We start from the raw sequence: 1379 nt of genomic DNA on the forward strand, positions 1-1379 counted from the left end.
GGGCTACGGGATGCACGAAAGTGATTTGCGAGGGTCTGGGGAGAATGATTCAAGGTGAAGTCAAGCCGAGAGGAGACTTTGCCGTGAGTTTTGGGATGGGGGACATCAGGGTATCGGCGCGTGCCGAGTGGCTGGTCGAGCAGATCGTGGCGACAGGATCGCTGGTGCTGCGCAAGGTGGGCGGGTCGCGAGCCGGGGAGATGGCGGTGCACCGGTTTTTGTCGTCGCCGTACAGCTCGGTGGAAGGGATCGTGGAGACGCTGGCGTCGCGGACAGCCCAGCAATGTGTAGGGCGCCGGGTGGTGGCGATCCAGGATACGAGCGAGATCAACTTCAAGGGCCGGGCGGCCAAGCGGCGCGGATTGGGTCCTGGGGGAAACGGGCGTGATCCCGGCTTCTTCCTGCATCCGGTGATTGCCGTGGATGTGGAGGCTGAGGCGGTGATCGGCCTGGTCGGGGCCCAGATCTGGACGCGAGGCGCGGTGCCGGTGGGCGAGCGGCGTGGCCGGGCCATGGCGGAGAAGGAATCGATGCGCTGGCATGACGGCTGCACCACCGCGGCCCGGCTGCTGGCCGAGGCGGCGGCGGTGACAATGATCGCCGACCGGGAAAGCGACATCTGGGAGCTGTTCACCGAGTGCCCGGACAATCTCGACCTGATCATCCGGTCGGCGCAGGACCGCAGCCTGGCCGGCGGCGGCCGGCTGTTCGCCGCCCTGGACGAGGCCCCGGAACTGACGCGCCGCCGCATCCTGGTGCCGCCGAGCCGGCCGGGCGAGCGCAGCCGTGAAGCGCTCCTCGCGATCAAGGCGGGAAGCGTGCAGATCGCCCGTCCGAAGAGCCGCAAGGCCGAGCCGGGCGCGGTGCGCAGCGTCACGCTGACACTGGTCCAGGCGATCGAGATCGATCCGCCCGACCCGAAACAGGCCATCGCCTGGCGCCTGCTCACCACCCATCCGGTCGACGGCGCCGACGCCGCCGCCGAGATCATCGATCTCTATCGCCTGCGCTGGCGCATCGAGCAGGTGTTCCGCGCCCTCAAGAGCGATGGCCTGGGCCTGGAGGACACTCAACTTGCCGATGCCGAGCGCCTGTTCATCCTCGCCGCCATGGGCTTGGCCGCCGCGGTCCGCACCCTGCAACTCGTCGATGCCCGCGACGGCAGCCCCAGGCCGGCCACCGACGCGGTCGATCCCGACCTCCTCGCTCCGCTGGCCGCCATCTCCCGATCCCTCGAAGGCAACACCCTGCGCCAGAAGAACCCCCATCCGCCCACAAGCCTCGCCTTCCTCTCCTGGGTCACCGCCCGCCTCGGCGGGTGGAACTGCTACGGCAAGCCCCCCGGACCCAAAACCATGCACCATGGATGGAAACGGCTC

1 protein-coding gene is annotated in these 1379 nt (G+C 68.7%); it reads left to right on the forward strand.

Annotated features, from left to right (window positions below):
• Positions 1–1379: IS4 family transposase (locus AAHM41_RS40175; RefSeq protein WP_342242253.1), on the forward strand; the 1379-nt coding region annotated here is incomplete at both ends.

This window comes from Inquilinus sp. OTU3971 (assembly GCF_038440215.1).